Raw genomic sequence first — 23,644 nt, 5'->3', positions numbered from 1 at the left:
ATTATTATAGGTTTCCTTATTTTAAGCAAGGCTGCGATGCAAAATAGCACCGCAACCTTATCATGGCTTTATTCGTTCAGGAAGCCCTTGTAATTGCGGACAAGCATCTGGGACTCGATCTGTTTCACAGTTTCAAGGATAACTCCTACGATAATGATGATAGATGTACCACCAAAAGAAACATTTGCTCCAAATACACCGTTAAAGAAGAACGGAATAACTGCCACAATAATAAGGCCAACTACACCAATAAAGATTATATAATTCAGGATTTTGGTCAGATAATCAGACGTAGGCTTACCAGGTCTGATACCTGGGATAAAACCACCCTGTTTCTTGATATTGTCTGCTACTTCCAGTGGATTAAAGGTAATGGAAGTATAGAAATATGCAAAGAATACACAAAGTAAGATGTACACTACCAGTCCCCAGGTATACTGAAGCTGGCTTGGATTACACCAGTTGTTGGAAGAAAGACCACGAAGGATCTCACCGCCAATACCTGTACTATTTGCCTTTCCTGCCATCTGGGCGATCACACCCGGGAAGGACATAATAGAAGAAGCAAAAATAACAGGGATTACACCTGCTGTATTAACCTTCAAAGGAATATTGGTCGTCTGTCCGCCCATAAGCTTTCTTCCAACCATCTTCCTGGAATACTGTACAGGAATTCTTCTCTCTGCACCGTTCAGGATCAGAACGAAAACAACCATTGCGATAATGATCGCTGCAATGATCAATCCGGCAAGCATTCCTTTTGCGATAGTCTTACCTTTGATAAAGTTCTCATACAGAACTGTCAGATCACTTGGGACACGGGATACGATATTAACAGTAAGCACGATAGAAATACCATTTCCAACGCCCTTCTCAGTAATACGCTCGCCAATCCACATAAGCATTGCTGAACCAGCTGTCAGACACACAACAACTGTAAATCCTTTGAAGAAGGTCATGTTCGGAATAAGACCCTGACGTCCGAATCCGATTGCCATGGCAATTGACTCAAACAGAGCAAGACCAACCGTTACATAACGGGTGATCGCTGTGATCTTTTTCCTTCCTTCTTCACCATCTCTCTGCATCTCTTCCAATGCCGGAATGGCAATGGTAAGCAGCTGCATGATAATGGAAGAAGTAATGTACGGTGTAATGTTCAATGCAAAGATCGACATCTGAGTAAAGGAACCACCGGTAAATGCATCAAAGAAATTGAATGCATCGCCGGTATTCTGTTTAAACCAGTCCTTAAAGAAATCACTGTCAACTCCAGGTACTGGGAGCTGTGATCCAATACGGATCACAAGAATCATCCACAGTACATAGAGAAGTTTACGCCGCATTTCTTTAACTCTGAAAATATTTTTCAGATTTTCTAACATTAGATCACCTCGACGGTACCACCAGCAGCTTCGATTTTTGCTTTTGCAGTCTCGCTGACAGCATTTACTTTGACATTAAGTTTCTTTGTCAACTCGCCATTTCCAAGGATCTTAACTCCATCTCCTGCTTTGGAAATTGCTCTGCTTTCAAGTAAACTCTCAACAGTTACTTCTGCACCATCCTCAAAACGGTTCAGAATGTCAACATTGATTGCAATAATCTCTTTAGAATTTCTGTTTGTGAATCCTCTCTTTGGCAGACGTCTGTATAAAGGCATCTGTCCACCTTCAAATCCCGGTTTCTTATGTCCGGAACGTGCTAACTGTCCTTTATGGCCTTTTCCGGCTGTTTTGCCGTTTCCTGAACCATGTCCACGGCCTCTTCTGAAGTTATCGCTATGCTTAGAACCATCAGCTGGTCTTAAGTTTGATAATTCCATATTGGCACCTCCTTTTAGTATTCAACTCTTTTAACTATTATGCTTCTTCTACTTTAACCAGGTGCTGTACCTGCTGAATCATTCCTCTGGTTGCAGCATTATCCGGCATCTCAACTGTTTTATGCATCTTTGTAAGACCCATAGCCTTAACAGTCAGCTTGTGCTTCGGAACTGCGCCAATAGGAGATTTTACTAATGTAACTTTTAATGTGTTTGCCATTTTCGTATTCCTCCTTAAGCCAGAATCTCATCAACAGATTTACCGCGAAGTTTAGCAACTTCTTCCGGAGTCTTTAACTGTCTTAAGCCTTCGATGGTAGCAAGAACAACATTCTGTTTATTTCTGGATCCCATACATTTTGTACGGATATTTTTAATACCTGCTAACTCGATTACCGCACGTGCAGGACCACCAGCGATAACTCCAGTACCTTCCGGAGCTCTCTTCAGAAGCATCTGTGCGCTTCCGTAGTTTCCTACAAAATCATGGGTAATAGAACCATTCTCATCTCTGGCAACTGTAACTAATTTCTTCATTGCATCCTCTTTTCCTTTGCGGATTGCTTCAGGAATCTCGGCTGCTTTTCCTAAACCTGCGCCAACGTGTCCATTGCCGTCACCGACAACAACTAAAGCTGTGAAACGGAAGTTACGACCACCTTTAACAACCTTTGTAACACGCTTGATTGACACTACTTTATCTTCTAATTCTAACTGACTAGCATCAATAAGATTACGTTTCATGTGTTTTCGCTCCTCCTTTTAGAATTTCAGTCCAGCTTCTCTTGCTGCCTCTGCCAATGCTTTTACTTTACCATGGTAAATGTAACCGCCTCTGTCAAAAACTACGCTTTCGATGCCAGCTTCCAAAGCCTTTTTACCGATCACGGTACCAAGAGCTGCTGCAGCTGCTACATCGTCTGTGTTCTCAAGCTGTGCTTTTACATCTTTCTGAAGAGTAGAAGCAGATACTAAAGTCTTGCCAACAGTGTCATCGATAATCTGTGCATACATATGCTTGTTTGAACGAAATACTGCAAGACGAGGAGTCGTAGCAGTGCCGTTTAAATGATGACGTAATCTTCTATGCTTATTCTGACGAATTTCCGCCCTAGATGCTTTATTAATCATTTTCTCACTCTCCTTAATTATTTCTTACCAGTCTTACCAACTTTACGTCTGATAACTTCATCAGAATACTTAATACCTTTGCCCTTATATGGCTCAGGTCTTCTCTTATCTCTGATTTCAGCCGCAAACTGTCCAACCTTCTCTTTGCTGATACCGGATACGACGATCTTGTTGTCTTCAACTTTTGTCTCAATACCATCCGGATCTTCCATTTCAACCGGGTGAGAATATCCAAGGCTTAATACAAGCTTTTTACCCTGTTTTGCTGCTTTATAACCAACACCGTTTACTTCAAGTGTTTTGGAATAGCCTTCGCTTACTCCGACTACCATGTTGTGGATAAGGCTTCTGGTCAATCCATGAAGGGATTTCATCTTCTTAAGATCATTTGGTCTTGCTACTACTACATGACCATCTTCAACTTTGATTTCCATTTCTGTAGGAAGCGCTCTTTCAAGTGTTCCTTTTGGTCCCTTTACAGTTACTACATTACCCTCAGCAATAGATACCTCAACTCCTGCCGGGATAGCAACTGGAAGTCTACCGATTCGTGACATACTGTGTGTCCTCCTTACTTAGATTATCGGAGGGGAAACTGTATCCCCTCTGTTTTCAGTGCTGCGTCTTTGGTGTGCATCAGTGTAAGCTTACCTGCTTACCAAACGAATGCCAGTACCTCGCCGCCTACCTGCTGTTTACGAGCTTCTTTATCTGTGATAACGCCCTTGTTTGTAGAGATGATCGCTACACCCAGTCCACCAAGAACCTTTGGAAGCTCATCTTTACCAGCATACACGCGAAGACCTGGTTTGGAGATTCTCTTTAAACCAGTAATGATCTTCTCGTTTTTGTCTTCACCGTATTTCAGTGTGATATGGATTGTCTTGCTTGCTCCATCCTCAACTAAATCATACTTTGTGATATATCCCTCATCTAAAAGAATATTTGCGATTGCAATTTTCATTTTAGATGCCGGAACGTCTACTGTGTCATGTTTTGCAGTATTAGCATTACGAATTCTTGTAAGCATATCTGCGATTGGATCGCTCATTGTCATGTAAGTTTCCTCCTCATTCAGACTTTACATGTCTAAGATATATTTTAATAATTTACGTGTTACCTTGTTCAGCAACGGATCTTGCTCATTAAGTGCTTCGATTTACCAGCTAGCTTTCTTAACTCCCGGGATCTGACCCTTGTAAGCTAACTCACGGAAGCAGATTCTGCAGATTCCGTATTTTCTTAAATATGCATGTGGACGTCCACAAATTTTGCAACGGTTGTACTCTCTAGTAGAGAATTTGGATCCACGCTGCTGTTTGATTTTCATTGCTGTTTTAGCCATGAATCTTTCCTCCTATCAATTACTTTGCAAACGGCATATTGAATAATGTCAGTAATTCGCGGGCTTCTTCATCTGTCTTAGCTGTGGTAACGAAGATAATGTCCATACCTCTTACTTTATCAACCTTATCATACTCTACCTCAGGGAAGATCAGCTGCTCTTTAATACCCAGTGCATAGTTTCCTCTGCCGTCGAAAGCATGAGGATTAACACCACGGAAGTCACGTACACGCGGAAGAGCAAGATTGATAAGACGATCAGCGAACTCATACATCTTTTCTCCTCTTAATGTAACCTTACATCCGATAGGCATTCCTTCTCTGATCTTGAAGTTAGCAACGGATTTCTTAGCTTTTGTTGCAATTGCTTTCTGACCTGTGATCAGTTCCATATCAGCGATTGCAGCGTCAAGAAGTTTTGCGTTTTCTTTTGCTTCACCAACACCCATGTTAATGACGATTTTCTCGAGTTTTGGCACTTCCATAACATTTTTGTATCCGAATTTTTTGGTCATGGCATCCATGATCTCATTTTTGTAAAGCTCTTTTAATCTACTCACTTATGTCTGCCTCCTCTCTCAATTAATCATCAATTACTTTACCGGTTGCTTTAGCAACACGAACTTTTTTGTCTCCGTTCATCTGGAAACCTACTCTGGTAGCTTTTCCATCAACAAGTAACATAACATTGGAGATGTGAAGAGGAGCTTCCTTTGTAACGATTCCACCCTGCTGGTTTGCAGCAGACGGTTTGGTATGCTTTGTAACAACATTTACGTTCTCAACAAGAACTGTGCTGTTCTTTGCATTTACTGCAAGAACTTTTCCTTCTTTACCTTTATCTTTTCCAGCGATTACTGTAACAGTATCGCCTTTTTTAATTTTCATAGCTGACATTAGGCACCCTCCTATAATACTTCCGGAGCTAAGGAAACGATCTTCATGAATTTCTTCTCACGAAGTTCTCTGGCAACTGGTCCAAAGATACGTGTTCCTCTCGGAGTTAAGTCGTCTTTAATGATTACGGCAGCATTTTCATCGAAACGGATATAGGATCCATCTTTACGACGAGCGCCCTTCTTTGTTCTAACTACAACTGCCTTTACTACATCACCTTTCTTAACAACGCCGCCTGGTGTTGCATCTTTGACAGTAGCAACGATAGTATCGCCAATATTTGCATATCTTCTTGTAGAGCCACCCATAACACGAATACAAAGGATTTCTTTTGCACCAGTGTTGTCGGCAACTTTCAGTCTTGTTTCCTGCTGAATCATACTGGTCTTCCTCCTTATTTCACTTTCTCTACAATCTCAACCAGTCTCCATCTTTTGTCCTTGGACAACGGTCTGGTCTCCATTACTTTAACGGTATCACCAATATTGCACTCATTATTTTCATCATGAGCCTTTAATTTATATGTTCTCTTCACGATTTTTTTGTAAAGAGGATGTTTTACATGGTCTTCAATAGCAACTACAATGGTCTTGTCCATCTTATTGCTGACAACCTTACCCACACGGGTTTTTCTCAGATTTCTTTCCACGATTGTTTCCTCCTATATTCACTATTTGGAAGCGTTAGCCTGCTCAGTGATTACTGTCTGGATTCTGGCAATATTTCTGCGAACCTCTTTGATTCGTCCGGTATTGTCTAATTGATTTGTTGCATTCTGAAATCTCAGATTGAAAAGTTCTTTCTTAGCAGCTACTAATTCTTCATTTAATTCAGAAGCTGATTTTGTTCTTAAATCTTCTACGAATTTATCAATTTTCACTGTTATCACCGCCTTCTAACTCTGCACGAGAAACTATTTTACATTTGCATGGTAACTTGTGCATTGCAAGACGCAACGCCTCACGAGCGATATCCTCGGATACACCTGCGATCTCGAACATTACACGACCTGGCTTAACAACTGCAACCCAGTACTCCAGAGCACCTTTTCCGGAACCCATACGAGTTTCTGCCGGTTTTGCTGTTACCGGTTTGTCTGGGAAAATCTTGATCCAAACTTTACCACCACGTTTGATATAACGAGTCATAGCAACACGGGCTGCCTCGATCTGATTTGATCTGATCCAGCAAGGCTCTGTAGCAACAAGGCCGAAATCACCGTAATTGATCTGGTTGCCTCTAAGTGCTTTGCCTCTCATGGAGCCACGGAATTGTTTACGACGTTTTACTCTTTTTGGCATTAACATTATTTATCGCTCCCTTCCTTAGTTCCTTTAGTCGGAAGTACCTCACCGTTGTAAACCCAAGCCTTTACGCCCACTTTTCCGTAGGTGGTGTCAGCTTCCGCAAAACCATAATCAATATCTGCACGAAGTGTCTGAAGCGGAATAGTACCTTCGCTGTAGAACTCTGTACGAGCCATATCAGCACCGCCAAGACGTCCGGATACGGATGTTTTGATACCTTTTGCTCCGGCCTTCATAGTTCTCTGCATTGTAGATTTCATTGCACGTCTGAAGGAGATACGGTTCTCAAGCTGTAATGCAATGTTCTCTGCTACTAACTGAGCATCTCTGTCAGGTCTCTTAACCTCTTTGATGTCAACGATTAATTTCTTTGTTGTGTATTTAGCAAGCTCTGCTTTAACTTTCTCGATCTCAGCTCCGCCTTTACCGATAACGATACCAGGTTTTGCTGTATAGATGATGATCTTTACTCTGTCAGATGCTCTCTCGATCTCAATCTTGGAAACACCTGCGCTGTATAATTTCTTTTTCAGGAAAGATCTGATATTGTAATCTTCTACCAGATAGTCTGCGAATTCGCCTTCAGCATACCATCTTGAATCCCAATCTTTGATAACACCGACTCTAAGGCCATGTGGGTTAACTTTCTGTCCCATGTTTTTCCTCCTTATCTTTCATCCAGCACGATGGTGATATGGCTTGTTCTCTTCTCGATTCTGTAAGCCCTACCCTGTGCTCTCGGCTGAATTCTCTTCATTGTAGGTCCTTTGTTTGCAAAGCACGCTGCAACATAGAGGTTGTCTGCGTTCATTCCGTTGTTATTCTCAGCATTTGCAACAGCTGACTCAAGCAGCTTCTTTACAACGCTGGAAGCGTATCTCGGATTATATGTCAGGATTCCAAGTGCTGTCTGCACATCTTTGCCACGGATTGCATCTAATACGTAGCAGGCTTTCTGAACAGAAATTCTTGCATAAGATAATTTTGCAGACGGCCTTGTCTCTCTATTACTCTCATTTCTGGCTCTCTTAATCTGGCTTCTATGTCCCTTTGCCATTTTTAAGTGCCTCCTTTCGTCTTATTCAATATAACATCTTATATCAGAACACCTTGGTCACTTAAATCGCCTTACGGTTCATTAAGTGTCCAGGTGAATAACACATTGTATGTGCTAACTAGCGAACGCCGGATTTCTTTTCGTCTTTACCGTGTCCTCTGTAAGTTCTTGTAACCACGAACTCGCCAAGCTTGTGTCCTACCATGTCCTCTGTAACGTATACCGGAACATGCTTTCTTCCGTCATGGACAGCAATTGTATGTCCAACGAAGGACGGGAAGATTGTGGAACGACGAGACCATGTTTTAATAACGGATTTATCATTTGCAGCATTTAAAGCATCGATCTTTTTCAGTAAGCTCTCATCTGCAAAAGGTCCTTTTTTCAGTGAACGAGACATTCTTAATCCTCCTTATTATTTTGATAAAGCTTTGCCATCGCGTCTTCTTACGATGAGCTTGTTGGACTGTTTGTTTTTCTTTCTGGTCTTCAGGCCGAGAGCCGGTTTACCCCAAGGAGTACACGGACCTGGACGTCCGATACCGGTCTTTCCTTCACCACCACCATGTGGATGGTCGTTAGGGTTCATGACAGAACCACGAACGGTAGGTCTGATACCCATGTTACGTTTACGTCCTGCTTTACCAATATTAATCAGATTGTGGTCTCCGTTTCCGATAACACCTACAGTAGCACGGCATACGATCGGAACCATTCTCATCTCGCCAGATGGAAGACGAAGAGTAGCATATTTTCCTTCTTTTGCCATTAACTGAGCACCGTTACCAGCAGAACGAACCATCTGTCCGCCCTTTCCAGGATGAAGCTCAATGTTATGAATCATAGTACCAACCGGGATCAGCTCTAATGGAAGGCAGTTACCAACACGAACCTCAGCTTCCGGACCATTCATGATCTTCTGACCAACCTTCAGTCCTTCCGGAGCAAGGATGTAAGCTTTCTCACCATCTGCATAGCAGATCAGTGCGATATTTGCTGTTCTGTTCGGATCATACTCGATAGTCTTAACAATTGCCGGAACACCATCTTTTCTTCTCTTGAAATCGATGATTCTATATTTTCTTCTGCTTCTGCCTCCGCGGTGTCTTACAGTAATTTTACCCTGATTGTTACGGCCGGCGCTTTTCTTTAAGGAAACAACCAATGATTTCTCTGGCTTTGCAGCAGTAATCTCAGAGAAGTCAGAACCGGTCATATGTCTTCTGGACGGTGTATATGGGTTATAACTCTTGATTCCCATTTCAGTTCTCCTTTCAAATTTGTTCTCACGCTTTTGAATGCGTATATCCGCGATGAACAGAGCGCCAAGGATTCATAAGAGGGAAGCCGTCATGCTTGCATGCAAGGCTGAGCTCTTATGAAGACTTGCAAGCGTGTAACGCGACTGAGGAAGCATAGCTTCCGAAGTGCGCCCGCACATCGCAACCTGTTAATTAAAGGCCTTCAAAAATCTCGATATCCTTGCTGTCCTCTGTAAGGGCAACGATAGCCTTTTTAGTCTTAGCTGTTTTTCCAACAACCATACCACGACGTCTTTTCTTACCGTCAAGGTTCATTGTATTTACAGCTTTAACCTTTGTTCCTTCAAACATTTTCTCCACAGCTTCTTTAATCTGTGTTTTATTTGCTTCCGGGTGTACTAAGAATGTGTACTTCTTTTCTCCCATAGCATTCATGGACTTTTCAGTAATCACAGGTTTCAGGATTACATCGTAATACTTAATGTCTGCCATTATGCGTACACCTCCTCGATTGTTGCTACAGCGTCTTTGGTAACAACTAATGCGCCGTGTTTCATAACATCGTATACATTGATTGTTCCCGGTGTAGCAGTCTGTACATCAGTGATGTTTCTTGCAGAAAGGATCACATTTTTGTCATCCTGTGCAGTAACAACAAGAGCTTTCTCTGCTTTCAGGTTTGTAAGAACCTTCTGCATTTCTTTTGTCTTGATCTGGTCAAGCTTCAGCTCGTCTACAACGATCAGCTTGTTATCCTGAACTTTGGAAGTAAGAGCGGATTTTAATGCAGCTCTTCTTTCCTTCTTATTGATCTTTACTTCATAATCTCTTGGAGTAGGAGCAAAAATAATTCCGCCGCCTGTCCACTGTGCTGCACGGATGGAACCCTGTCTTGCATGACCAGTTCCTTTCTGTCTCCATGGTTTTCTTCCACCGCCGCTTACTTCAGAACGTGTTTTAGCCTTCTGAGTACCCTGGCGTTTATTTGCAAGCTGGCGAACAACTGCAAGATGAACAAGATGCTCGTTGATCTCAACACCAAACACTGCATCATTCAGCTCCATTGTTCCAACTTCTTTGCCTTCCATATTATAAACAGTTACGTTTGCCATCTGTGTGCTCCTCCTTTCTCATTATAAGGACTTTACTGTCTCTTTGATTGTTACCAAAGATTTCTTAGGTCCTGGAACAGCACCCTTAACTAACAGTAAGTTATTCTCAGCATCTACACGTACGATCTCAAGGTTCTGAACTGTCACCTGCTCATGTCCCATATGTCCGGCCATGTGTTTTCCTTTGAAAACCTTGCTCGGATCAGAACAAGCACCATTTGAACCTGCATGGCGATGATACTTAGAACCATGAGCCATAGGTCCTCTGGACTGTCCGTGTCTCTTGATCGCGCCCTGGAAACCTTTACCTTTAGAAACAGCTGTTGCATCAATATGCTCACCTGCTGTAAAGATATCAGCTTTAATTTCCTGTCCTACTTCATATTCAGCTGCGTTGTCAAAATGGAACTCTTTCAGGAATCTCTTTACGTCAACGCCAGCTTTTGTAAAGTGGCCTTTCTCCGGCTTGTTAACCAGTTTCTCTCTGATCTCGCCAAAGCCAACCTGAACTGCTGCATATCCGTCGTTCTCCTCTGTCTTAACCTGAGTAACGACACATGGACCTGCCTGTAATACGGTTACAGGAATCAGCATTCCTTCATCGTTGAAGATCTGCGTCATTCCAACTTTTGTAGCTAAAATAGCTTTCTTCATTCTTTCTTCCTCCTATAGCGGATTACCCGGATAGGTAATCATATAATAAATAGCTAAATGCTCATGCATTTACATTAGGAAAGCAATGCGTTCAATTATTTTGTTTTCATCTTGATGTCGATGTGAACGCCTGCCGGCATCTCCAGTCTGGACAGTGCGTCTACTGTCTTCTGGGTAGGTGCTACGATATCGATCAGTCTCTTATGTGTTCTCTGCTCAAACTGTTCTCTGGAGTCTTTATATTTGTGAACAGCACGCAGGATTGTAACAACTTCCTTCTTAGTAGGAAGCGGTACCGGTCCGCTTACTGTTGCTCCATTCTTCTTTACAGTGTCGATAATTTTAGCTGCAGATGCATCTACTAACTGATGATCATAAGCTTTTAATGTGATTCTCATTACCTGATTTGCCATAAAAAAAGTCTCCTCCTATTCGTACTCACAATCAGTACGACAAGCGGCGACTGTACACATCTCCGTGTGTGTCCTAAGACATCTTTCCACACGCCCATCCCTAGATGGTCTTCTGAACTTGTACAGTGACTTGTCGTCAGTTTCCTAACTTGACATTCGCTCCACGGAAAACCTACCATGTGGTAGCAACCTCTCGCTTCATAGCTATCATGTCACAGCAAGTAACAGTATACACAATCTTATTTCTAATTGCAAGGCTTTTTCAAAAAAAATTGTATTTTTTCAAAAACAAGCAGTTGGAACATTATGGGATAATTTCCCATTATGTAATAAACGCCTGTGGAAATACTTTTGTACTTCCCAGGCGTTTTACTGTCCTCTTATACCAGGTAAAGGATCATTCTTCTTCGTCTTCATCCTCTTCTTCTGCAAAGATATCAGAATAATCAAGAAGTGTCACCTTTGTAATATCATCTCTTACGATCTCCGGCGAATCTCCTTCAGCCTTTGCTTTGTCAGCAAGCTGTGCAGCTGTCATTCTCGGAATTGCCATTCTTTTTAGCTTGACCGGTTTTTCAGGAATCTCTTCTTTCACCGACTCCTCCAAGGTATCGGGGATTTGGACTTTTTTTTTGTGTGTTACCACTTTCCTTGTCTCGTCCAGCTGCTGTTTTTTTTTGCGTACTGGCTGCTGATAATCATCTTCTGCAGTAGCGGCTGCAATCTCCTTTTTCAGGACTTCATGAGCTTCGCTGGTAGCTGTCTGAACCGCTTTCTCCGGACGTTCATCCTCTTCCTCGTCTGGATCGTCCTCTTCGATCTCATCAACAAAACCACCGGTACGTACTGTACGCTTCGGTTTCTTCTTGTTCTTTTTGCTTTCCGCTTTGATCTCACGCTCTTCTTCTCTCAAGAGGCGTTCTTTTTTCTTTTCTTCCAGCTTCAGTTCCTTTTTGGATTTCACATATCCCGGTTCTGTATCCTCTGGAAGATCTTCTTCCTTTGGATCCTTTTTCCAGAGCTCTGCGATCACGTACAAGATAATCAGGAAAAATACTGCAAGTGCCAGAATGATCAGCCCTTCAATACTCTGTGTGGCTACCATAAGATAACCAATCAGCGGAATTGTCACTACAACTTTCGGCATATATTCGCCAATAGAAAGATTCACAGGGGACTCTTCCAGGGCATCCGGATTCACTGCTGTGCCTGTGCCACTGGCAAGGTCAACGCTGGCAATATCATAACGCCATGCATTATCATCTTTCTGTGCAAGGATTCTGTCTCCCACTGTCATCTCAGATGACTTCACAGGGATCGCATATGTAACTGAACCCATAGGAAGATTGGATTCCTGGTCTGCATGATCGCGAATCTCTGTAGTTACTCCGAAAAACGGAGGTAATGCCAGTGCAAGTATACTTAATATGGTGCAGATCACCACAAAATGTACAATAAACTTCAGTACCTTTGACATTTTAAACATTCCTCTCTTTCATATGGCTTTAACATGCAAAGCACTGTATCTTACTGATTGCTCAGATATTTCTCAATGCTGTCCATCGCAGCTTCTTCATCCTCTCCATTTACATAAAGAGTGATCTCCTCACCTGTGTCCAACCCCAGTGTCATCATACCCATAATACTTTTGGCATTTACTTTTTTCTTGCCAATCTCTACATGAATCTCACTGTTGAACTGACTTGCCACCTGTACAAGCTGAGCAACAGGACGCGCCTCCAGACCAGTAGACAGATTAATGGTGATTGGTTTTTTGATCATAATAATTCCTCCTCGTCCCCCCTCAGTTCCTCCGCAATCATTGAAAGCTTTCTCAATCTGTGGTTTACACCTGACTTTCCCACCTGAGGGTTCAACATCATTCCTAATTCTTTTAATGTAGCCTCCGGATATTGCAGCCGCAGTCTGGCGATCTCCCCCAGGCCTTCACTCAGGCTTTCAAACCCGGCCTTTCTTTCGATCAGTCGTATATCCTCCACCTGCTTCACTGCTGCATTTACCGTTTTGTTAATATTCGCAGTCTCACAATTCACCTTACGGTTGACTGAATTACGCATTTCTTTCAGGATACGGATATTCTCCAGATCCATCAGTGCCACATTCGCCTCCATAACGGCCAGTATATCAACGATCTGCGCACCTTCTTTCACATAGACCACGTATGATTTCTTACGTAAAACGATCTTCGCATCAATATGAAAACTGCGGATGATCTCCTGCAACTGTTGTGCTTTTTCTTCATCAGGACAGACAATCTCGAAATGGTATCCTTTCTGTGGATCGCTGATGGAACCTGATGTAAGAAAAGCTCCCCGTATAAATGCACGCTTACAGCAGTTCCTCTGAAGGATCATTGTATTGCCAAGCTTAAGCGTACCATCGCTGCTTCCCTTCACAACAAGCTTCACAGCCTCAAGGATTTCCAGAGCCTGTTCCGTCTCCCGTGTGGTCACATGATAAACTCTACATCTCTTAAGATGTGCGCTCTCATGAACGGTAATATCTGTTTCTATATTAAATGTTTTTTGCAAAATTGTAAAGCACTTTCTTGCAACCCACTGATTTTCCGTCTGCACCCATAAAACCAGTTCCTGACCCTGGGTACACTTCAGTTTGCCGCATAACAGATACATCGCAGCCAGCTCTGCGATCTGGCAGTGCCTGGATGCTCCTGTACGCTTGGAAAGTTCTTCTTTCACCATCCCTGAAAAAGACATCTTCCCACTCCTTTTTATTTTTTAAGAAGCCGGTCCTTCTCTACATCCCTGTGTTCCAGGCGAAAACCGTACTCATTATTCTTGATCAGCCTGCTGTATAGTTCCCTTGCAATGGTAACAGAACGATGCTTGCCGCCTGTACATCCTATGGCGATTACCAGGCTTGTTTTTCCCTCCTGAACATAATTGGGAATCAGAAAGTTCACCATATCCTCCAGCTTTCCCATAAACCTTTTGGCAGTCTCATTGTCCATTACATAATTGAATACACTGTCATCAAGCCCTGTCATAGGCCGAAGTTCATCCACATAATAAGGGTTTGGAAGGAAGCGGACATCAAATACCAAATCAGCATCTGCCGGGATCCCGTATTTGAATCCAAAGGATAGGACAGAGATCATCATATTCTTGAATTCTTCATTGTCCACAAATATCTTGTCTATTTCCTGACGCAATTCCCTAGTAAGCAGGTGGCTGGTATCGATAATATAATCAGCTTTTCTGCGCAGGAACTCCATTTTCTTCCTTTCCAGACGGATCCCTTCATCGATCCGTCCGGACATTGCCAATGGATGACTCCTTCTTGTTTCTTTATATCGTTTCACAAGAACAGAATCCTCTGCATCCATAAAAAGTATTTCAAACTGATAACCTGCTTCCTGCATCTTATCCAGGATCAGTTCCAATTCTCCCATGGATCCGCTTCTTGCATCAATACCAAGCGCTACATTCTGTACATCCTCTCCGTGGATTTCCGGCATCAGTGATACAAACTTCTCAAGAAGCGGAATGGGCAGATTATCCACGCAGAAATATCTTGCATCCTCCAGCATTTTTAAGGCTGCTGTTTTCCCTGCGCCTGATACTCCTGTCACAATCACAAATCGCATTTTTTATCTCCTGTTAAAAAACTCCCAGAAATTTTACTTCCGGTTCAAGCTTTACATTGTATTTCTCGTAAACTGTTTTCTGCACATGTTCCATCAGCTCACATACATCCCTGGCTGTAGCACCCCCTGTATTGATCACAAAGCCACAGTGCTTTTCTGAAACCTGCGCTCCTCCATGGGTGTACCCCCGAAGGCCGCTGTCCATGATCAGCTTGCCTGCAAAATATCCTTCCGGACGCTTAAAAGTGCTGCCTGCACTTGGATATTCCAGCGGCTGTTTGCTGATCCTTCTCTGTGTCAGATCCTTCATTGTTTCCCGGATCTGATCCGGATCCCCTTTTTTCAGGGAAATCACTGCTTCGAGCACCATATATCCGGCTTCTTTGATCACACTGGTTCTATATCCCATTGCCAGCTTCCCGGCAGGGATACGACGGATCTGCCCTTCACTATCCAGTACAGTAGCTTCTTTTAGCACATCTTTCATTTCGCCTCCATAGGCCCCTGCATTCATCACCACAGCCCCGCCTAATGTACCAGGAATGCCTGCAGCAAATTCAAAGCCTGTAAGAGAAGCTGCTTTGGCTGCCTGGGCGATCCCTGAAAGGAGTGCTCCTGCCTGTGCACGGATGCAATCTTCCTCCACCTGGATCTGCGCCAGATTTCTGTATGTCTGAATGATCACGCCACGAAAACCACTGTCGCTTACCAGCAGATTACTTCCATTGCCCAGGATAAAATATGATTCTTGCTCCTGGATGCATATCTCACGGATCTTCTTTATTTCTTCTACTGTATTAGGAAGGAGAAAAAGATCTGCCGGCCCTCCGATCCGGAATGTTGTATGGCGGCTCATAGGCTCGTTTGTAAGCACCCTGTCATTTCCCAGCAGTTCTGTTAATTCTTCTATTAATCTCTGTTTCACAAAAAAATCCTCTATCTTTCTATTCAAGTACGCTGTCTATTTTACCATCTGATGAAAAAAAAGTACAGGATAACACATATTTTTTTCTTTTTTCCAAATACTATGATTACAGTGTTAAAAGGTCCGATCCACTTATGCTTATGCGAAAGCAGGTAAATGACCTTAAAACATGCTCAAGGAAGGAGCTTATATGTGGAATCAGTTATTGCTTATTATGATTGGTTTTTCCGCAGGCATTATAATTGCAGGCGGAGAAGTCGGCCTTCTCATCGGCCTTTCCATTATTCCCAGATATGCAGGGATCACCCATACCGGAAAACATATCTTATTATATGAAGATTCCATTCTTCTTGGAACTGTTCTGGGAAATCTTTTTTTCCTTTGGAAATGGCAGATTCCTGGCGGATTGCTCTTTCTCATTCTCTATGGTCTTTTCTCAGGACTTTTCCTCGGCGGCTGGATCATGGCATTAGCAGAAGTAGCAGACATTTTCCCTATCTTTGCAAGACGAGCCAGATTTTCAGAAGGTCTGCCCAAAGTGATCCTGTCCATTGCCCTGGGAAAAACCTTAGGATCTTTATTCTACTATTATAAAGAATGGTTCCCCTAATCTTAAGATCTGTAGGTCCTTACATTATAAATCATCTGCAGCAGGAGGTTGTTATGGATAATATGAACAAGCAGACTGAGCAAAAAGAATATGAGAAGTACGTAAAAGAAATCACTCCATCCCATAATCTTGGTATAAACATGGCAAAAGCCTTTCTTACCGGAGGGCTGATCTGTACGGCCGGGCAGGGGATTACAAATCTGTTCCTCTGGATGGGCAGTGATCTGGATGAGGCCCGGATCTGGTGTTCTGTTACCCTGGTTTTCATCAGTGTATTGCTTACCGGGTTAAATATTTACCCTAAGATTGGGAAATTTGGAGGCGCAGGAAGCCTGGTTCCTATCACCGGATTTGCAAATTCCGTGGCAGCACCTGCTATTGAATATAAAGCAGAAGGCCAGGTTTTTGGTATTGGCTGCAAAATCTTCACCATTGCAGGACCTGTGATCCTTTATGGCATTTTAAGTTCCTGGTGTCTTGGCATTATCTATTACATTTTAAAAATGATAGGAGTAGCATCATGAATATAACAGAAAATCAACAGACAGGCAAAGCAAGCATATCCTTCCACAGGCCTGTATTTATCCAGAGCTGTGCATCTGTTGCAGGAAAAAAAGAAGGAGAAGGTCCACTTGGTTCCTGCTTTGATCAGGTATGGGAAGACCCAATGTTTGGAATGGATACCTGGGAAGCCGCAGAAAGTACCATGCAGAAACAGGCCGCCTTTCTTGCTATCCAAAAGGCTGGTCTTAGTCCGCAAGATCTGCGGATGGTTTTTGCAGGTGATCTTCTTGCCCAGACTACTGCCTCCTCCTTCGGAATTGCCGATATGGGCATTCCCTTTTACGGACTTTTCGGTGCCTGTTCTACCATGGGTGAATCACTTTCCCTTGGCTCCATGGCTGTAGCAGCCGGTTATGGAGATCATGTTCTCTGTGCCACCTCCAGCCATTTTGCCAGTGCAGAAAAGGAATTTCGTTTTCCTTTAGGCTATGGCAATCAAAGACCTTTATCTGCCACCTGGACAGTTACAGGAAGCGGTGCCTGCATTCTTTCTTCTGCTCCACCAGCTGAAAAAAGCACTGTCATGCCTTCTCCTCTTCGTACCGGAAAAAGCTGTATACAAATCACCGGAATCACCACAGGAACCCTGGTGGATTATGGTTTTAAAGATTCCATGAATATGGGGGCCTGTATGGCACCTGCCGCCTGTCACACCATCTGCCAGAATTTGCTGGACTTTCATAGAAAGCCATCCGATTATGACCAGATCATCACCGGGGATCTGGGAGATGTAGGACAACATATTTTGCTGGATCTTCTCTTAAAAGAAAACATTGATATCCAAAGCCGTCATCAGGACTGCGGCCTTCTGATCTTTGATAATCCGTCCCAGGATACACATTCCGGTGGCAGCGGCTGTGGCTGTGCTGCAACTGTTCTTGCTGCCTATATCCTGCCAAAGCTTCTTTCCGGCGCATGGAAAAAAGTTCTTTTTGTTCCTACCGGAGCTCTTCTTTCCAAAACCACTTTTAATGAAGGCGATTCCATTCCAGGTATTGCCCATGGAGTTGTATTGGAGCATGTTTTTTTATAAAGCAAAAATCCCAAAGGAAAAAATAGATGGAGGTTATTATGGATTACCTGAATGCATTCTGGGTGGGTGGCCTAATCTGTGCCCTGGTCCAGATCCTACTGGATAAAACAAAACTGATGCCAGGAAGAGTAATGGTGCTTCTTGTATGTACTGGTACACTTCTGGGTGCACTTGGGCTTTATCAGCCCCTGCTGGATTATGCCGGGGCCGGAGCCGGAGTCCCCCTTCTTGGATTTGGAAACACATTATGGATAGGAATGAAAGAAGCTATTAATGAAAACGGCGTGCTTGGACTTTTCACGGGAGGCTTTACAGCCTGTGCTGCCGGCATTTCAGCAGCCCTGATTTTTTCCTATATTGCCAGTCTGATCTTTAAACCTAAAATGAAAGAGTAATTCAAGTCGAGCAACCAAAACAATGGAGGAAGAAATATGAGCGACACCCTTTATATCCAGACAGACGAAAACATGGAGGTGCATCACCCCCATGTTTATCTGCAAGATATCGTTAAGCTGTCTTGCAGCAATTCTAAAATTTTAAACAGACTTCGCGTACTGCCTGTGGCCAGCCTGGATCCCAAACGCCCTGGGCGATATGTTCTGTCAGCCATGGATCTGATCCGCGAAATCCAGAAAAAGGAACCAGATCTGGAGATTACTCTCATTGGAGAACCTTCCTTTATCATTACTTACCAAACGAAGTCCAACACCTCTCCTGCATGGTGCTGGTGTAAAGTGATCTTTGTCTGCCTGGCTTCCTTTTTCGGTGCCGCCTTCTCCATTATGACCTTTAACAATGATGTGGATGTACCTGCCCTTTTCCAGCAGATCACTGCACAGGTCACAGGCCAGGATGGCAGTTCCTTTCCTGCACTTGCTATCTCTTATTCCGTAGGCATAGGTCTTGGTGTATTATTTTTCTTCAATCACTTCGGTCATATCAAGCTGACAGATGATCCTACTCCCATGCAGGTGCAGATGCGGCTTTATGAAAATGATGTAAATACAACAATTATAGAGGATCAGGAACGGTGCTTTGACGCCTTTACAGCAGAAAATAAATGAAAATGCTGGCAGAACAGTGCTCCGGATTGAAGCTGCCCCATACTCATCCATTCTCCATTGATAGAAGTAGGCCTTCTGCCTCCTACTGCGGAATCTAAAATCAGATACTTCCCATCAGAGCTTCTGTACTTTGCAATTGCCAGATAATGCCCCGGTACAAGTGCAACAGCTGTACCGCCTTTTCTTAAATGTTTCTGTAATTCTGCAAAGGATCCTGTCAGGCCATCATACTTAAAGCGATATTTCTTTCCCCATTTCTCAGCCACATCTGGATACAGGGTATCAGCTGTGCCCGCATTGTAAAAATAGTGTCCTCTGGCAGCAGAAAAACGTGCCAGCCTCTCAGGAGGAATATAAGAACCATTTAATGCATAAATAGCATTCACAAGAGCCATCACACCGCATCCGGAAGTAGATATGGTTCTTGGGCCTATATTCCCATCTTTATAAACGGTTTTTCCATATTCCGGATCATATTGGGAATATACGACCGTAACTGTGCGAGTGGATTTTTTCTGAAAATTCCATGCCTGAGTCTGATCCAGTGCAGCCTCTGTAGTTTCTCCCTTCGCATTCAATGCCAGCTTACGGCTGTCAGTCAGCAGATAATAGAAATCGCCTTTTTTCTGGATGCACACTTGTCTGCTGTTATCCACCTGAAGGTATCCTTTTTTCACATTCTTAAGGGTATAAAGACCAGTTCCAATATACTTCACATCATAGGTGGTTTTCTTCAGTGTATCTGTGCCTACCAAAGCAGGACATAACGTATATCTGCCGTCTGCCAGAATCTGCCCTGTCCGCACTGCAAAATGGAACATGCTGCTTTTAAATCTGGATGTAGGGATCCATCCCAGATAATACTGTCTTTTTTTCTGGATCATTACCTGGGTCCATTGCCCCTTTTCCCCAACCTTAAGGCCACAGTCAGCCTGAGCTGCATGAATAAACCGCTGGGAGCTGCTGTTCTTTGGAACCTTATAAATATCTATACCGCCGGAAGGCCCTACGTACATGCCTTCTCTTTTACCGGATGGCTGCTGCAGAAAACAGCTGGCAGATGCATATCCCTTTTTTCTGGTTCCATCTTCTGCCTTATAAACCAGCTGCATGGTATTTCCAAAAAACTTGACAATCTTGTATTCTTTATAAGTACCCTTTCCTGCCACGCTTGTCATTTCATGGTCACTGTAAATGGGAAAAGCTTTCTTTGACAGCGGATAGGCATGAAGACAGGCGGAATCTGTAATCTCCGTAAAAGAAGCAGCCCTGACCTTCGCTGTTCCTAAAAGCATTAGAATCGTCAGGCCAATAATAAAAGCTGCCTGATACAGGGTGCTGATCTTTCTTTTCTTATTCATTACTCTTTCCCCTCTTAACCGGCTCAGAAGCCAATGATTCTTTTGCAAAGAACCATATAGCGTTGTCCATACTGTACTCTCTTAATACATACACCGCCTGTAGGATATACATATCCATAATGGCCGGAAGCATTCAGCATCATACCCTTTCCAATGTAGATTCCCACATGGCCAATGGCACCGCTTGTATCCTTATCCAGATAAAAAAGAAGATCGCCTACTTTCATCTTATTTAATTCTTCCTTAGTAAGAGGTGTATTCGTATTATGCCAGAAAATCTGTCTGGATACCCCCTCCAGCGTAATGGTATGATACCAGCTTGCAAGATTCCTTCCTGCCATCTGGAAGCATTTTCCCACAAAGCCAGAGCAGTCAATACCATCTGTCATGGACAGTCCTCCAAGTATAAAAGGTGTACCGAGATATTTCATACCTGTTTTGATAGCTTTATCAATAATACGGTTATTTGAGTACTTCTTTGCATTCAGGGACAGAAGCTTAAGCTGTCCCATTCGCACATATGCTGTTGCCTTCCTGCCTTTAGCATCCTTAAGATTATCCATATATACAGGAAGCCATGCATATTTCTTGTTCATTTTCAGTTTTTTTGTATTTACAACTACAGCATCTCCGAATCCCAGTACCCCATACTGCTGGGACTTTGGAGATGTACGTGCATATACCGGAACTCCTGTCTGTGACGGATTATATGCCAGTACGATCCTGCCCTTCTTTCCCTTTACAATGTAGGAATTCATGGTTCTTGAATAGGTTGTGGCTGCTGATACCTTTACTGGAACAAAGGTTCCTGCCAACATCGCCAGGATACAGATCAGAATGAAATTCCTGATCCCCCGCTTTGTTACTCTTTCTGTCATGTTGCAATATCCTCTCTTTCCTTTTCTATTTCTATGGTAAGTGAAATCCATTGTGTAAATTTCAGCTTATACCCCTTTTCTGTATTTCAGATGCCGTACAGATACGTTTATTATATCGAATCCCACGTTTAAACACAAGAATGATCCTACAAAATACACCCTTATTTTCCAAAAGGTTGCTATGCACTCCGTTCACAACAGCATTGCTGTCATAAGTGCTAGTGGCAGATGAAAAAAAATATGGCATAATGAAAGCGGAATAACCGTACAGACTCATAACTGGTCTGGATATCAAAGGAAGGAAGGTTGATCAAATGTTAAAAAAAATATTAGGGATCGTTCTCATCATTGCAGGATTGTTTTTTTTCGTAACAGCTATCAAAACAATTTTTGTGGATATTCCAAAGGCAAAATCCGCTCTGAAAGAAGTTGTTTATGTAGGAGACGAAGCTCTTCATGCCGAGAACGAAGGAAAAACGGTAATCGTATGTGGTGCGCTTGAATTGACGGAGCCCTCCTATGACGATGAACTGGGACTTGCGTTTGACAGCATTCGTATTTCACGTTCAAAACAGACTATGCGGCGAGACAAAAGCACCTCCAATTCAAAACAAACCTTAAAAAATTTAACTGACGAGGAAAAACGATATGGCGTTCTGAAATGGGGCACAACAACTTCGGAAAAGACTTATTCCGGTGAAGGTAAGATTGGCGATTATACACTTTCACAGGATTTTATTGATGCAATAAGATTGAATACAACCTGGGACCATTATGATGAAGCAGAGCTGAAAGCCGCCGGTTATGCTTATGTGCCAGACAGCAGCTTTACACAAAAAGATTTCATAGAGCCTCTGGCTCAGACACAGCGGGATGATGTCGAAAATGATGTTCGTTATTTTTATAGTGCTTCCGATTTCAAAACAGGAGACACTGTGACAGCACTTGGTATACAGGACGGTCAAACACTCAGAAGAGCGCCGGAGGTTACAGATAATCTGCAAAAAGGTGCACTGGATCGAGAAACAGCCATTAAACAGGGAGGTGCACCTGGGATTGGAGCATCTATTTTTTCAATTGTTTTTTCGCTTCTGCTTCTGGCAGGCGGTGCAATTATGTTTACAAAAAGCAAATAGTTTTCCCTTGCATTCCTCTCCTAAATATGCTATACTCATGCCCGTTGAAAAGCCCATAAAAATAAGGTCTTAAGCGGCTTTTCCGCCGATTCCCGGCGCTAAATGAATCGAGTGTTCGTGACCTTCCACTCGTAAAACAAAACTAAAGGAGACAAAAGAATATGAAAAACAAAAGTACCCTGTTTCTGGTACAGGCGGCACTGATCGGTGCCATCTATGTAGTACTTACCCTTGTGTTTGCACCCTTCAGCTATGGAGAAGTCCAGGTACGTATCTCAGAAGCACTGACCATCCTTCCTTATTTTACACCGGCGGCAATCCCCGGATTATTTGTAGGATGTATCATTGCCAATATCCTGGGCGGCTGTATCCCGGTAGACATCATCTTCGGAAGCATTGCCACACTGCTGGGCGCAGTTTTTACTTACAAGCTGCGTAATTCCAGTCGGTTCCTTGCCCCGCTTCCACCTATCATCTCCAATACAGTGATCGTGCCTTTCGTACTTCACTATGGATACGGCATTAATCTTCCTATCCCATTGATGATGCTGACTGTAGGTGCTGGCGAGATCGTTTCCTGCGGTATCTTTGGGCTGATCCTTCATAGTGCTCTTTCCAAATTCCGCGGTTCCATCTTCTCAGGTTCCAAAACAGCAGCCAGATAAGCAAGTTTACGCTTATGTTATATTAGACGGACTTACCTCTTGTTCAGAGATAAGCCCGTCTTTTTCAAATTAACTCCTTAAGCCGGTTCAGAATCCGCTTTTCCAGTCTGGAGACCTGCACCTGGGAAATCCCCAGTTCTGCTGCCACTTCCATCTGTGTCATATCCCTAAAATACCGCATACAGATCAGCTGCCTTTCTCTCTTATCCAGATGTGCCAGAAGTTCTTCCAGTAAAATCCGATTCAACAGCTTTTCCTGCGGGTTTTCCTTATGCGCCAGCTTTTCTGACAGTGAAATTTCACTGTTTTCTCCCTGATAAACAGACTTTTGAAGGGACTCCACCTCTGCCGCAGCCTCCATAGTCATCACAAGATCTTCCACAGGCATTTCCAAAGCCTTCGACAGTTCCGTGATCATAGGCTCCCTGCCCAGGGAATATTCCAATTCTTCTCTCTTTTTATATATACGATAATAATTTTCTTTCAAAGAACGGCTCACCTTCAAAAGACCATCATCCCTCAGATATCGTTTGATTTCACCTGCGATCATAGGTACTGCGTAAGTGGAAAACCGCACATCAAAAGAAAGATCAAATTTGTCCACTGCCTTTATAAGCCCGATACTGCCAATCTGGATCAGATCCTCCATGTCCACGCCCCGCCCCACAAAACGCTTTGCCACACTATAAACAAGTCCTGCATTTTCCTCAACTAATGTATCTCTTGCCGCTTTATCACCCTGGTGCGCACGCCCGATCAGGGCAAGAGTATGGTCCAT

The 23,644-nt window shown here is 43.1% G+C and carries 37 protein-coding genes; 7 read left to right on the top strand and 30 right to left on the bottom strand.

The genetic code is table 11. From position 1 onward, the window contains the following. Positions 1-68 precede the first annotated feature (68 nt). The 27 genes from secY to murB all read right to left on the bottom strand — a co-directional run bounded on the left by secY (position 69) and on the right by murB (position 15,555). Entirely contained in the window at positions 69-1,385 is a 1,317-nt protein-coding gene (gene secY, locus G5B11_RS04215; RefSeq protein ID WP_158421042.1) for a preprotein translocase subunit SecY, read from the bottom strand. Then, positions 1,385-1,825: a 50S ribosomal protein L15 gene (gene rplO / locus G5B11_RS04210; protein ID WP_158421041.1), complete on the bottom strand. Its 441-nt coding sequence runs from the start codon at positions 1,823-1,825 to the stop codon at positions 1,385-1,387. The genes secY and rplO overlap by 1 nt, the downstream gene beginning before the upstream one ends. Positions 1,826-1,862: 37 nt before the next feature. Further along, positions 1,863-2,045, bottom strand: a complete 183-nt coding sequence (gene rpmD, locus G5B11_RS04205) for a 50S ribosomal protein L30 (protein ID WP_117852555.1) — start codon at positions 2,043-2,045, stop codon at positions 1,863-1,865. Between the two features lie 14 nt (positions 2,046-2,059). After that, complete coding sequence (gene rpsE / locus G5B11_RS04200) at positions 2,060-2,569, bottom strand: 30S ribosomal protein S5 (RefSeq protein WP_158421040.1); 510 nt, start codon at positions 2,567-2,569, stop codon at positions 2,060-2,062. An 18-nt stretch (positions 2,570-2,587) separates the two neighbouring features. Then, the gene (gene rplR, locus G5B11_RS04195) at positions 2,588-2,956 is read right to left on the bottom strand and encodes a 50S ribosomal protein L18 (protein WP_158421039.1); all 369 of its coding nucleotides are present in this window, start codon (positions 2,954-2,956) and stop codon (positions 2,588-2,590) included. Between the two features lie 17 nt (positions 2,957-2,973). Further along, positions 2,974-3,513, bottom strand: a complete 540-nt coding sequence (gene rplF / locus G5B11_RS04190) for a 50S ribosomal protein L6 (protein WP_158421038.1) — start codon at positions 3,511-3,513, stop codon at positions 2,974-2,976. Between the two features lie 98 nt (positions 3,514-3,611). Next, positions 3,612-4,013, bottom strand: a complete 402-nt coding sequence (gene rpsH / locus G5B11_RS04185; RefSeq protein ID WP_158421037.1) for a 30S ribosomal protein S8 — start codon at positions 4,011-4,013, stop codon at positions 3,612-3,614. 102 nt (positions 4,014-4,115) lie between these two features. Further along, entirely contained in the window at positions 4,116-4,301 is a 186-nt protein-coding gene (locus G5B11_RS04180; RefSeq protein ID WP_158421036.1) for a type Z 30S ribosomal protein S14, read from the bottom strand. 19 nt (positions 4,302-4,320) lie between these two features. Continuing rightward, positions 4,321-4,860 (bottom strand): 50S ribosomal protein L5, encoded by a 540-nt coding sequence (gene rplE, locus G5B11_RS04175; RefSeq protein WP_173726990.1) that lies wholly within the window; start codon positions 4,858-4,860, stop codon positions 4,321-4,323. A 22-nt stretch (positions 4,861-4,882) separates the two neighbouring features. Further along, complete coding sequence (gene rplX, locus G5B11_RS04170; RefSeq protein ID WP_158421034.1) at positions 4,883-5,197, bottom strand: 50S ribosomal protein L24; 315 nt, start codon at positions 5,195-5,197, stop codon at positions 4,883-4,885. Between the two features lie 11 nt (positions 5,198-5,208). Continuing rightward, on the bottom strand, positions 5,209-5,577 hold the full coding sequence (gene rplN, locus G5B11_RS04165) for a 50S ribosomal protein L14 (protein WP_019162495.1): 369 nt from the start codon (positions 5,575-5,577) through the stop codon (positions 5,209-5,211). 14 nt (positions 5,578-5,591) lie between these two features. Further along, positions 5,592-5,846 (bottom strand): 30S ribosomal protein S17, encoded by a 255-nt coding sequence (gene rpsQ, locus G5B11_RS04160; RefSeq protein WP_008707264.1) that lies wholly within the window; start codon positions 5,844-5,846, stop codon positions 5,592-5,594. 21 nt (positions 5,847-5,867) lie between these two features. Beyond that, a complete protein-coding gene (gene rpmC, locus G5B11_RS04155; RefSeq protein WP_158421033.1) occupies positions 5,868-6,077 on the bottom strand; it encodes a 50S ribosomal protein L29 in 210 nt (69 codons plus the stop codon). After that, positions 6,067-6,504 (bottom strand): 50S ribosomal protein L16, encoded by a 438-nt coding sequence (rplP, locus tag G5B11_RS04150; protein WP_158421032.1) that lies wholly within the window; start codon positions 6,502-6,504, stop codon positions 6,067-6,069. The genes rpmC and rplP overlap by 11 nt, the downstream gene beginning before the upstream one ends. Beyond that, the gene (gene rpsC / locus G5B11_RS04145; protein WP_173726989.1) at positions 6,504-7,160 is read right to left on the bottom strand and encodes a 30S ribosomal protein S3; all 657 of its coding nucleotides are present in this window, start codon (positions 7,158-7,160) and stop codon (positions 6,504-6,506) included. The genes rplP and rpsC overlap by 1 nt, the downstream gene beginning before the upstream one ends. Positions 7,161-7,171: 11 nt before the next feature. Continuing rightward, a complete protein-coding gene (gene rplV / locus G5B11_RS04140; protein WP_158421030.1) occupies positions 7,172-7,561 on the bottom strand; it encodes a 50S ribosomal protein L22 in 390 nt (129 codons plus the stop codon). A 118-nt stretch (positions 7,562-7,679) separates the two neighbouring features. After that, positions 7,680-7,961, bottom strand: coding sequence for a 30S ribosomal protein S19 (rpsS, locus tag G5B11_RS04135; protein WP_173726988.1), 282 nt, complete (start codon positions 7,959-7,961; stop codon positions 7,680-7,682). Between the two features lie 15 nt (positions 7,962-7,976). Next, the gene (gene rplB, locus G5B11_RS04130; RefSeq protein WP_173726987.1) at positions 7,977-8,822 is read right to left on the bottom strand and encodes a 50S ribosomal protein L2; all 846 of its coding nucleotides are present in this window, start codon (positions 8,820-8,822) and stop codon (positions 7,977-7,979) included. Between the two features lie 193 nt (positions 8,823-9,015). Further along, positions 9,016-9,315, bottom strand: a complete 300-nt coding sequence (gene rplW, locus G5B11_RS04125; RefSeq protein ID WP_158421027.1) for a 50S ribosomal protein L23 — start codon at positions 9,313-9,315, stop codon at positions 9,016-9,018. Then, positions 9,315-9,935, bottom strand: a complete 621-nt coding sequence (gene rplD / locus G5B11_RS04120; protein ID WP_158421026.1) for a 50S ribosomal protein L4 — start codon at positions 9,933-9,935, stop codon at positions 9,315-9,317. Before rplD ends, rplW begins: the two co-directional genes overlap by 1 nt. A gap of 21 nt (positions 9,936-9,956) precedes the next feature. After that, entirely contained in the window at positions 9,957-10,589 is a 633-nt protein-coding gene (rplC, locus tag G5B11_RS04115) for a 50S ribosomal protein L3 (RefSeq protein ID WP_158421025.1), read from the bottom strand. Positions 10,590-10,684: 95 nt separating this feature from the next. Continuing rightward, positions 10,685-11,002, bottom strand: coding sequence for a 30S ribosomal protein S10 (rpsJ, locus tag G5B11_RS04110; protein ID WP_158421024.1), 318 nt, complete (start codon positions 11,000-11,002; stop codon positions 10,685-10,687). A 397-nt stretch (positions 11,003-11,399) separates the two neighbouring features. Continuing rightward, a complete protein-coding gene (locus G5B11_RS04105; RefSeq protein WP_173726986.1) occupies positions 11,400-12,479 on the bottom strand; it encodes a hypothetical protein in 1,080 nt (359 codons plus the stop codon). Between the two features lie 50 nt (positions 12,480-12,529). After that, the gene (locus G5B11_RS04100; RefSeq protein ID WP_173726985.1) at positions 12,530-12,784 is read right to left on the bottom strand and encodes an HPr family phosphocarrier protein; all 255 of its coding nucleotides are present in this window, start codon (positions 12,782-12,784) and stop codon (positions 12,530-12,532) included. Further along, positions 12,781-13,740, bottom strand: a complete 960-nt coding sequence (gene whiA, locus G5B11_RS04095) for a DNA-binding protein WhiA (RefSeq protein WP_158421021.1) — start codon at positions 13,738-13,740, stop codon at positions 12,781-12,783. The genes G5B11_RS04100 and whiA overlap by 4 nt, the downstream gene beginning before the upstream one ends. A 14-nt stretch (positions 13,741-13,754) precedes the next feature. Beyond that, positions 13,755-14,630, bottom strand: a complete 876-nt coding sequence (rapZ, locus tag G5B11_RS04090) for an RNase adapter RapZ (protein WP_158421020.1) — start codon at positions 14,628-14,630, stop codon at positions 13,755-13,757. A 13-nt stretch (positions 14,631-14,643) separates the two neighbouring features. Beyond that, on the bottom strand, positions 14,644-15,555 hold the full coding sequence (gene murB, locus G5B11_RS04085; RefSeq protein ID WP_173726984.1) for a UDP-N-acetylmuramate dehydrogenase: 912 nt from the start codon (positions 15,553-15,555) through the stop codon (positions 14,644-14,646). A 190-nt stretch (positions 15,556-15,745) separates the two neighbouring features. Between murB and G5B11_RS04080 the strand changes: the two genes are divergently transcribed. From G5B11_RS04080 to G5B11_RS04060, 5 genes are all read left to right on the top strand, one after another. Further along, the gene (locus G5B11_RS04080) at positions 15,746-16,165 is read left to right on the top strand and encodes a stage V sporulation protein AB (RefSeq protein WP_158421018.1); all 420 of its coding nucleotides are present in this window, start codon (positions 15,746-15,748) and stop codon (positions 16,163-16,165) included. Positions 16,166-16,227: 62 nt separating this feature from the next. Continuing rightward, the gene (locus G5B11_RS04075; RefSeq protein WP_173727024.1) at positions 16,228-16,689 is read left to right on the top strand and encodes a SpoVA/SpoVAEb family sporulation membrane protein; all 462 of its coding nucleotides are present in this window, start codon (positions 16,228-16,230) and stop codon (positions 16,687-16,689) included. Then, positions 16,686-17,762 carry a stage V sporulation protein AD gene (locus G5B11_RS04070; protein WP_173726983.1) on the top strand — a complete coding sequence of 359 codons (1,077 nt, stop codon included), beginning with the start codon at positions 16,686-16,688 and terminating at the stop codon, positions 17,760-17,762. The genes G5B11_RS04075 and G5B11_RS04070 overlap by 4 nt, the downstream gene beginning before the upstream one ends. 38 nt (positions 17,763-17,800) lie before the next feature. Then, positions 17,801-18,157, top strand: a complete 357-nt coding sequence (locus G5B11_RS04065; RefSeq protein ID WP_158421120.1) for a SpoVA/SpoVAEb family sporulation membrane protein — start codon at positions 17,801-17,803, stop codon at positions 18,155-18,157. A 36-nt stretch (positions 18,158-18,193) separates the two neighbouring features. Continuing rightward, entirely contained in the window at positions 18,194-18,826 is a 633-nt protein-coding gene (locus tag G5B11_RS04060; protein WP_173726982.1) for a stage V sporulation protein AA, read from the top strand. On the opposite strand, the gene G5B11_RS04055 is transcribed toward G5B11_RS04060, so the two are convergent. Both G5B11_RS04055 and G5B11_RS04050 read right to left on the bottom strand, forming a co-directional pair. After that, a complete protein-coding gene (locus tag G5B11_RS04055; RefSeq protein WP_173726981.1) occupies positions 18,784-20,187 on the bottom strand; it encodes a hypothetical protein in 1,404 nt (467 codons plus the stop codon). The two genes, G5B11_RS04060 and G5B11_RS04055, sit on opposite strands and share 43 nt — an antisense overlap. 23 nt (positions 20,188-20,210) lie before the next feature. Further along, complete coding sequence (locus G5B11_RS04050) at positions 20,211-21,065, bottom strand: C40 family peptidase (protein ID WP_173726980.1); 855 nt, start codon at positions 21,063-21,065, stop codon at positions 20,211-20,213. 314 nt (positions 21,066-21,379) lie between these two features. Between G5B11_RS04050 and G5B11_RS04045 the strand changes: the two genes are divergently transcribed. Both G5B11_RS04045 and G5B11_RS04040 read left to right on the top strand, forming a co-directional pair. Next, positions 21,380-22,201 carry a hypothetical protein gene (locus G5B11_RS04045; protein ID WP_244092910.1) on the top strand — a complete coding sequence of 274 codons (822 nt, stop codon included), beginning with the start codon at positions 21,380-21,382 and terminating at the stop codon, positions 22,199-22,201. Between the two features lie 161 nt (positions 22,202-22,362). Further along, complete coding sequence (locus tag G5B11_RS04040; protein ID WP_158421013.1) at positions 22,363-22,866, top strand: QueT transporter family protein; 504 nt, start codon at positions 22,363-22,365, stop codon at positions 22,864-22,866. A gap of 64 nt (positions 22,867-22,930) precedes the next feature. Here the strand turns inward: G5B11_RS04040 and G5B11_RS04035 are convergent, their stop codons facing one another. Further along, complete coding sequence (locus G5B11_RS04035; RefSeq protein ID WP_173726979.1) at positions 22,931-23,644, bottom strand: SigB/SigF/SigG family RNA polymerase sigma factor; 714 nt, start codon at positions 23,642-23,644, stop codon at positions 22,931-22,933.

The sequence above is a fragment of the Blautia glucerasea genome (assembly GCF_013304385.1).
Classification (GTDB): domain Bacteria; phylum Bacillota; class Clostridia; order Lachnospirales; family Lachnospiraceae; genus Blautia_A; species Blautia_A ammoniilytica.
This window is presented reverse-complemented; position numbering and strand designations above follow the sequence as displayed.

What these genes read in the sequence shown, in the direction of transcription:
- secY (WP_158421042.1), bottom strand. Translation starts at nt 1,385, where the DNA reads ATGTTAGAAAATCTGAAAAATATTTTCAGAGTTAAAGAAATGCGGCGT.
- rplO (WP_158421041.1), bottom strand. Translation starts at nt 1,825, where the DNA reads ATGGAATTATCAAACTTAAGACCAGCTGATGGTTCTAAGCATAGCGAT.
- rpmD (WP_117852555.1), bottom strand. Translation starts at nt 2,045, where the DNA reads ATGGCAAACACATTAAAAGTTACATTAGTAAAATCTCCTATTGGCGCA.
- rpsE (WP_158421040.1), bottom strand. Translation starts at nt 2,569, where the DNA reads ATGAAACGTAATCTTATTGATGCTAGTCAGTTAGAATTAGAAGATAAA.
- rplR (WP_158421039.1), bottom strand. Translation starts at nt 2,956, where the DNA reads ATGATTAATAAAGCATCTAGGGCGGAAATTCGTCAGAATAAGCATAGA.
- rplF (WP_158421038.1), bottom strand. Translation starts at nt 3,513, where the DNA reads ATGTCACGAATCGGTAGACTTCCAGTTGCTATCCCGGCAGGAGTTGAG.
- rpsH (WP_158421037.1), bottom strand. Translation starts at nt 4,013, where the DNA reads ATGACAATGAGCGATCCAATCGCAGATATGCTTACAAGAATTCGTAAT.
- G5B11_RS04180 (WP_158421036.1), bottom strand. Translation starts at nt 4,301, where the DNA reads ATGGCTAAAACAGCAATGAAAATCAAACAGCAGCGTGGATCCAAATTC.
- rplX (WP_158421034.1), bottom strand. Translation starts at nt 5,197, where the DNA reads ATGTCAGCTATGAAAATTAAAAAAGGCGATACTGTTACAGTAATCGCT.
- rplN (WP_019162495.1), bottom strand. Translation starts at nt 5,577, where the DNA reads ATGATTCAGCAGGAAACAAGACTGAAAGTTGCCGACAACACTGGTGCA.
- rplP (WP_158421032.1), bottom strand. Translation starts at nt 6,504, where the DNA reads ATGTTAATGCCAAAAAGAGTAAAACGTCGTAAACAATTCCGTGGCTCC.
- rpsC (WP_173726989.1), bottom strand. Translation starts at nt 7,160, where the DNA reads ATGGGACAGAAAGTTAACCCACATGGCCTTAGAGTCGGTGTTATCAAA.
- rplV (WP_158421030.1), bottom strand. Translation starts at nt 7,561, where the DNA reads ATGGCAAAGGGACATAGAAGCCAGATTAAGAGAGCCAGAAATGAGAGT.
- rpsS (WP_173726988.1), bottom strand. Translation starts at nt 7,961, where the DNA reads ATGTCTCGTTCACTGAAAAAAGGACCTTTTGCAGATGAGAGCTTACTG.
- rplB (WP_173726987.1), bottom strand. Translation starts at nt 8,822, where the DNA reads ATGGGAATCAAGAGTTATAACCCATATACACCGTCCAGAAGACATATG.
- rplW (WP_158421027.1), bottom strand. Translation starts at nt 9,315, where the DNA reads ATGGCAGACATTAAGTATTACGATGTAATCCTGAAACCTGTGATTACT.
- rplD (WP_158421026.1), bottom strand. Translation starts at nt 9,935, where the DNA reads ATGGCAAACGTAACTGTTTATAATATGGAAGGCAAAGAAGTTGGAACA.
- rplC (WP_158421025.1), bottom strand. Translation starts at nt 10,589, where the DNA reads ATGAAGAAAGCTATTTTAGCTACAAAAGTTGGAATGACGCAGATCTTC.
- rpsJ (WP_158421024.1), bottom strand. Translation starts at nt 11,002, where the DNA reads ATGGCAAATCAGGTAATGAGAATCACATTAAAAGCTTATGATCATCAG.
- G5B11_RS04105 (WP_173726986.1), bottom strand. Translation starts at nt 12,479, where the DNA reads ATGTCAAAGGTACTGAAGTTTATTGTACATTTTGTGGTGATCTGCACC.
- G5B11_RS04100 (WP_173726985.1), bottom strand. Translation starts at nt 12,784, where the DNA reads ATGATCAAAAAACCAATCACCATTAATCTGTCTACTGGTCTGGAGGCG.
- whiA (WP_158421021.1), bottom strand. Translation starts at nt 13,740, where the DNA reads ATGTCTTTTTCAGGGATGGTGAAAGAAGAACTTTCCAAGCGTACAGGA.
- rapZ (WP_158421020.1), bottom strand. Translation starts at nt 14,630, where the DNA reads ATGCGATTTGTGATTGTGACAGGAGTATCAGGCGCAGGGAAAACAGCA.
- G5B11_RS04080 (WP_158421018.1), top strand. Translation starts at nt 15,746, where the DNA reads ATGTGGAATCAGTTATTGCTTATTATGATTGGTTTTTCCGCAGGCATT.
- G5B11_RS04075 (WP_173727024.1), top strand. Translation starts at nt 16,228, where the DNA reads ATGAACAAGCAGACTGAGCAAAAAGAATATGAGAAGTACGTAAAAGAA.
- G5B11_RS04070 (WP_173726983.1), top strand. Translation starts at nt 16,686, where the DNA reads ATGAATATAACAGAAAATCAACAGACAGGCAAAGCAAGCATATCCTTC.
- G5B11_RS04065 (WP_158421120.1), top strand. Translation starts at nt 17,801, where the DNA reads ATGGATTACCTGAATGCATTCTGGGTGGGTGGCCTAATCTGTGCCCTG.
- G5B11_RS04060 (WP_173726982.1), top strand. Translation starts at nt 18,194, where the DNA reads ATGAGCGACACCCTTTATATCCAGACAGACGAAAACATGGAGGTGCAT.
- G5B11_RS04055 (WP_173726981.1), bottom strand. Translation starts at nt 20,187, where the DNA reads ATGAATAAGAAAAGAAAGATCAGCACCCTGTATCAGGCAGCTTTTATT.
- G5B11_RS04050 (WP_173726980.1), bottom strand. Translation starts at nt 21,065, where the DNA reads ATGACAGAAAGAGTAACAAAGCGGGGGATCAGGAATTTCATTCTGATC.
- G5B11_RS04045 (WP_244092910.1), top strand. Translation starts at nt 21,380, where the DNA reads ATGTTAAAAAAAATATTAGGGATCGTTCTCATCATTGCAGGATTGTTT.
- G5B11_RS04040 (WP_158421013.1), top strand. Translation starts at nt 22,363, where the DNA reads ATGAAAAACAAAAGTACCCTGTTTCTGGTACAGGCGGCACTGATCGGT.
- G5B11_RS04035 (WP_173726979.1), bottom strand. Translation starts at nt 23,644, where the DNA reads ATGGACCATACTCTTGCCCTGATCGGGCGTGCGCACCAGGGTGATAAA.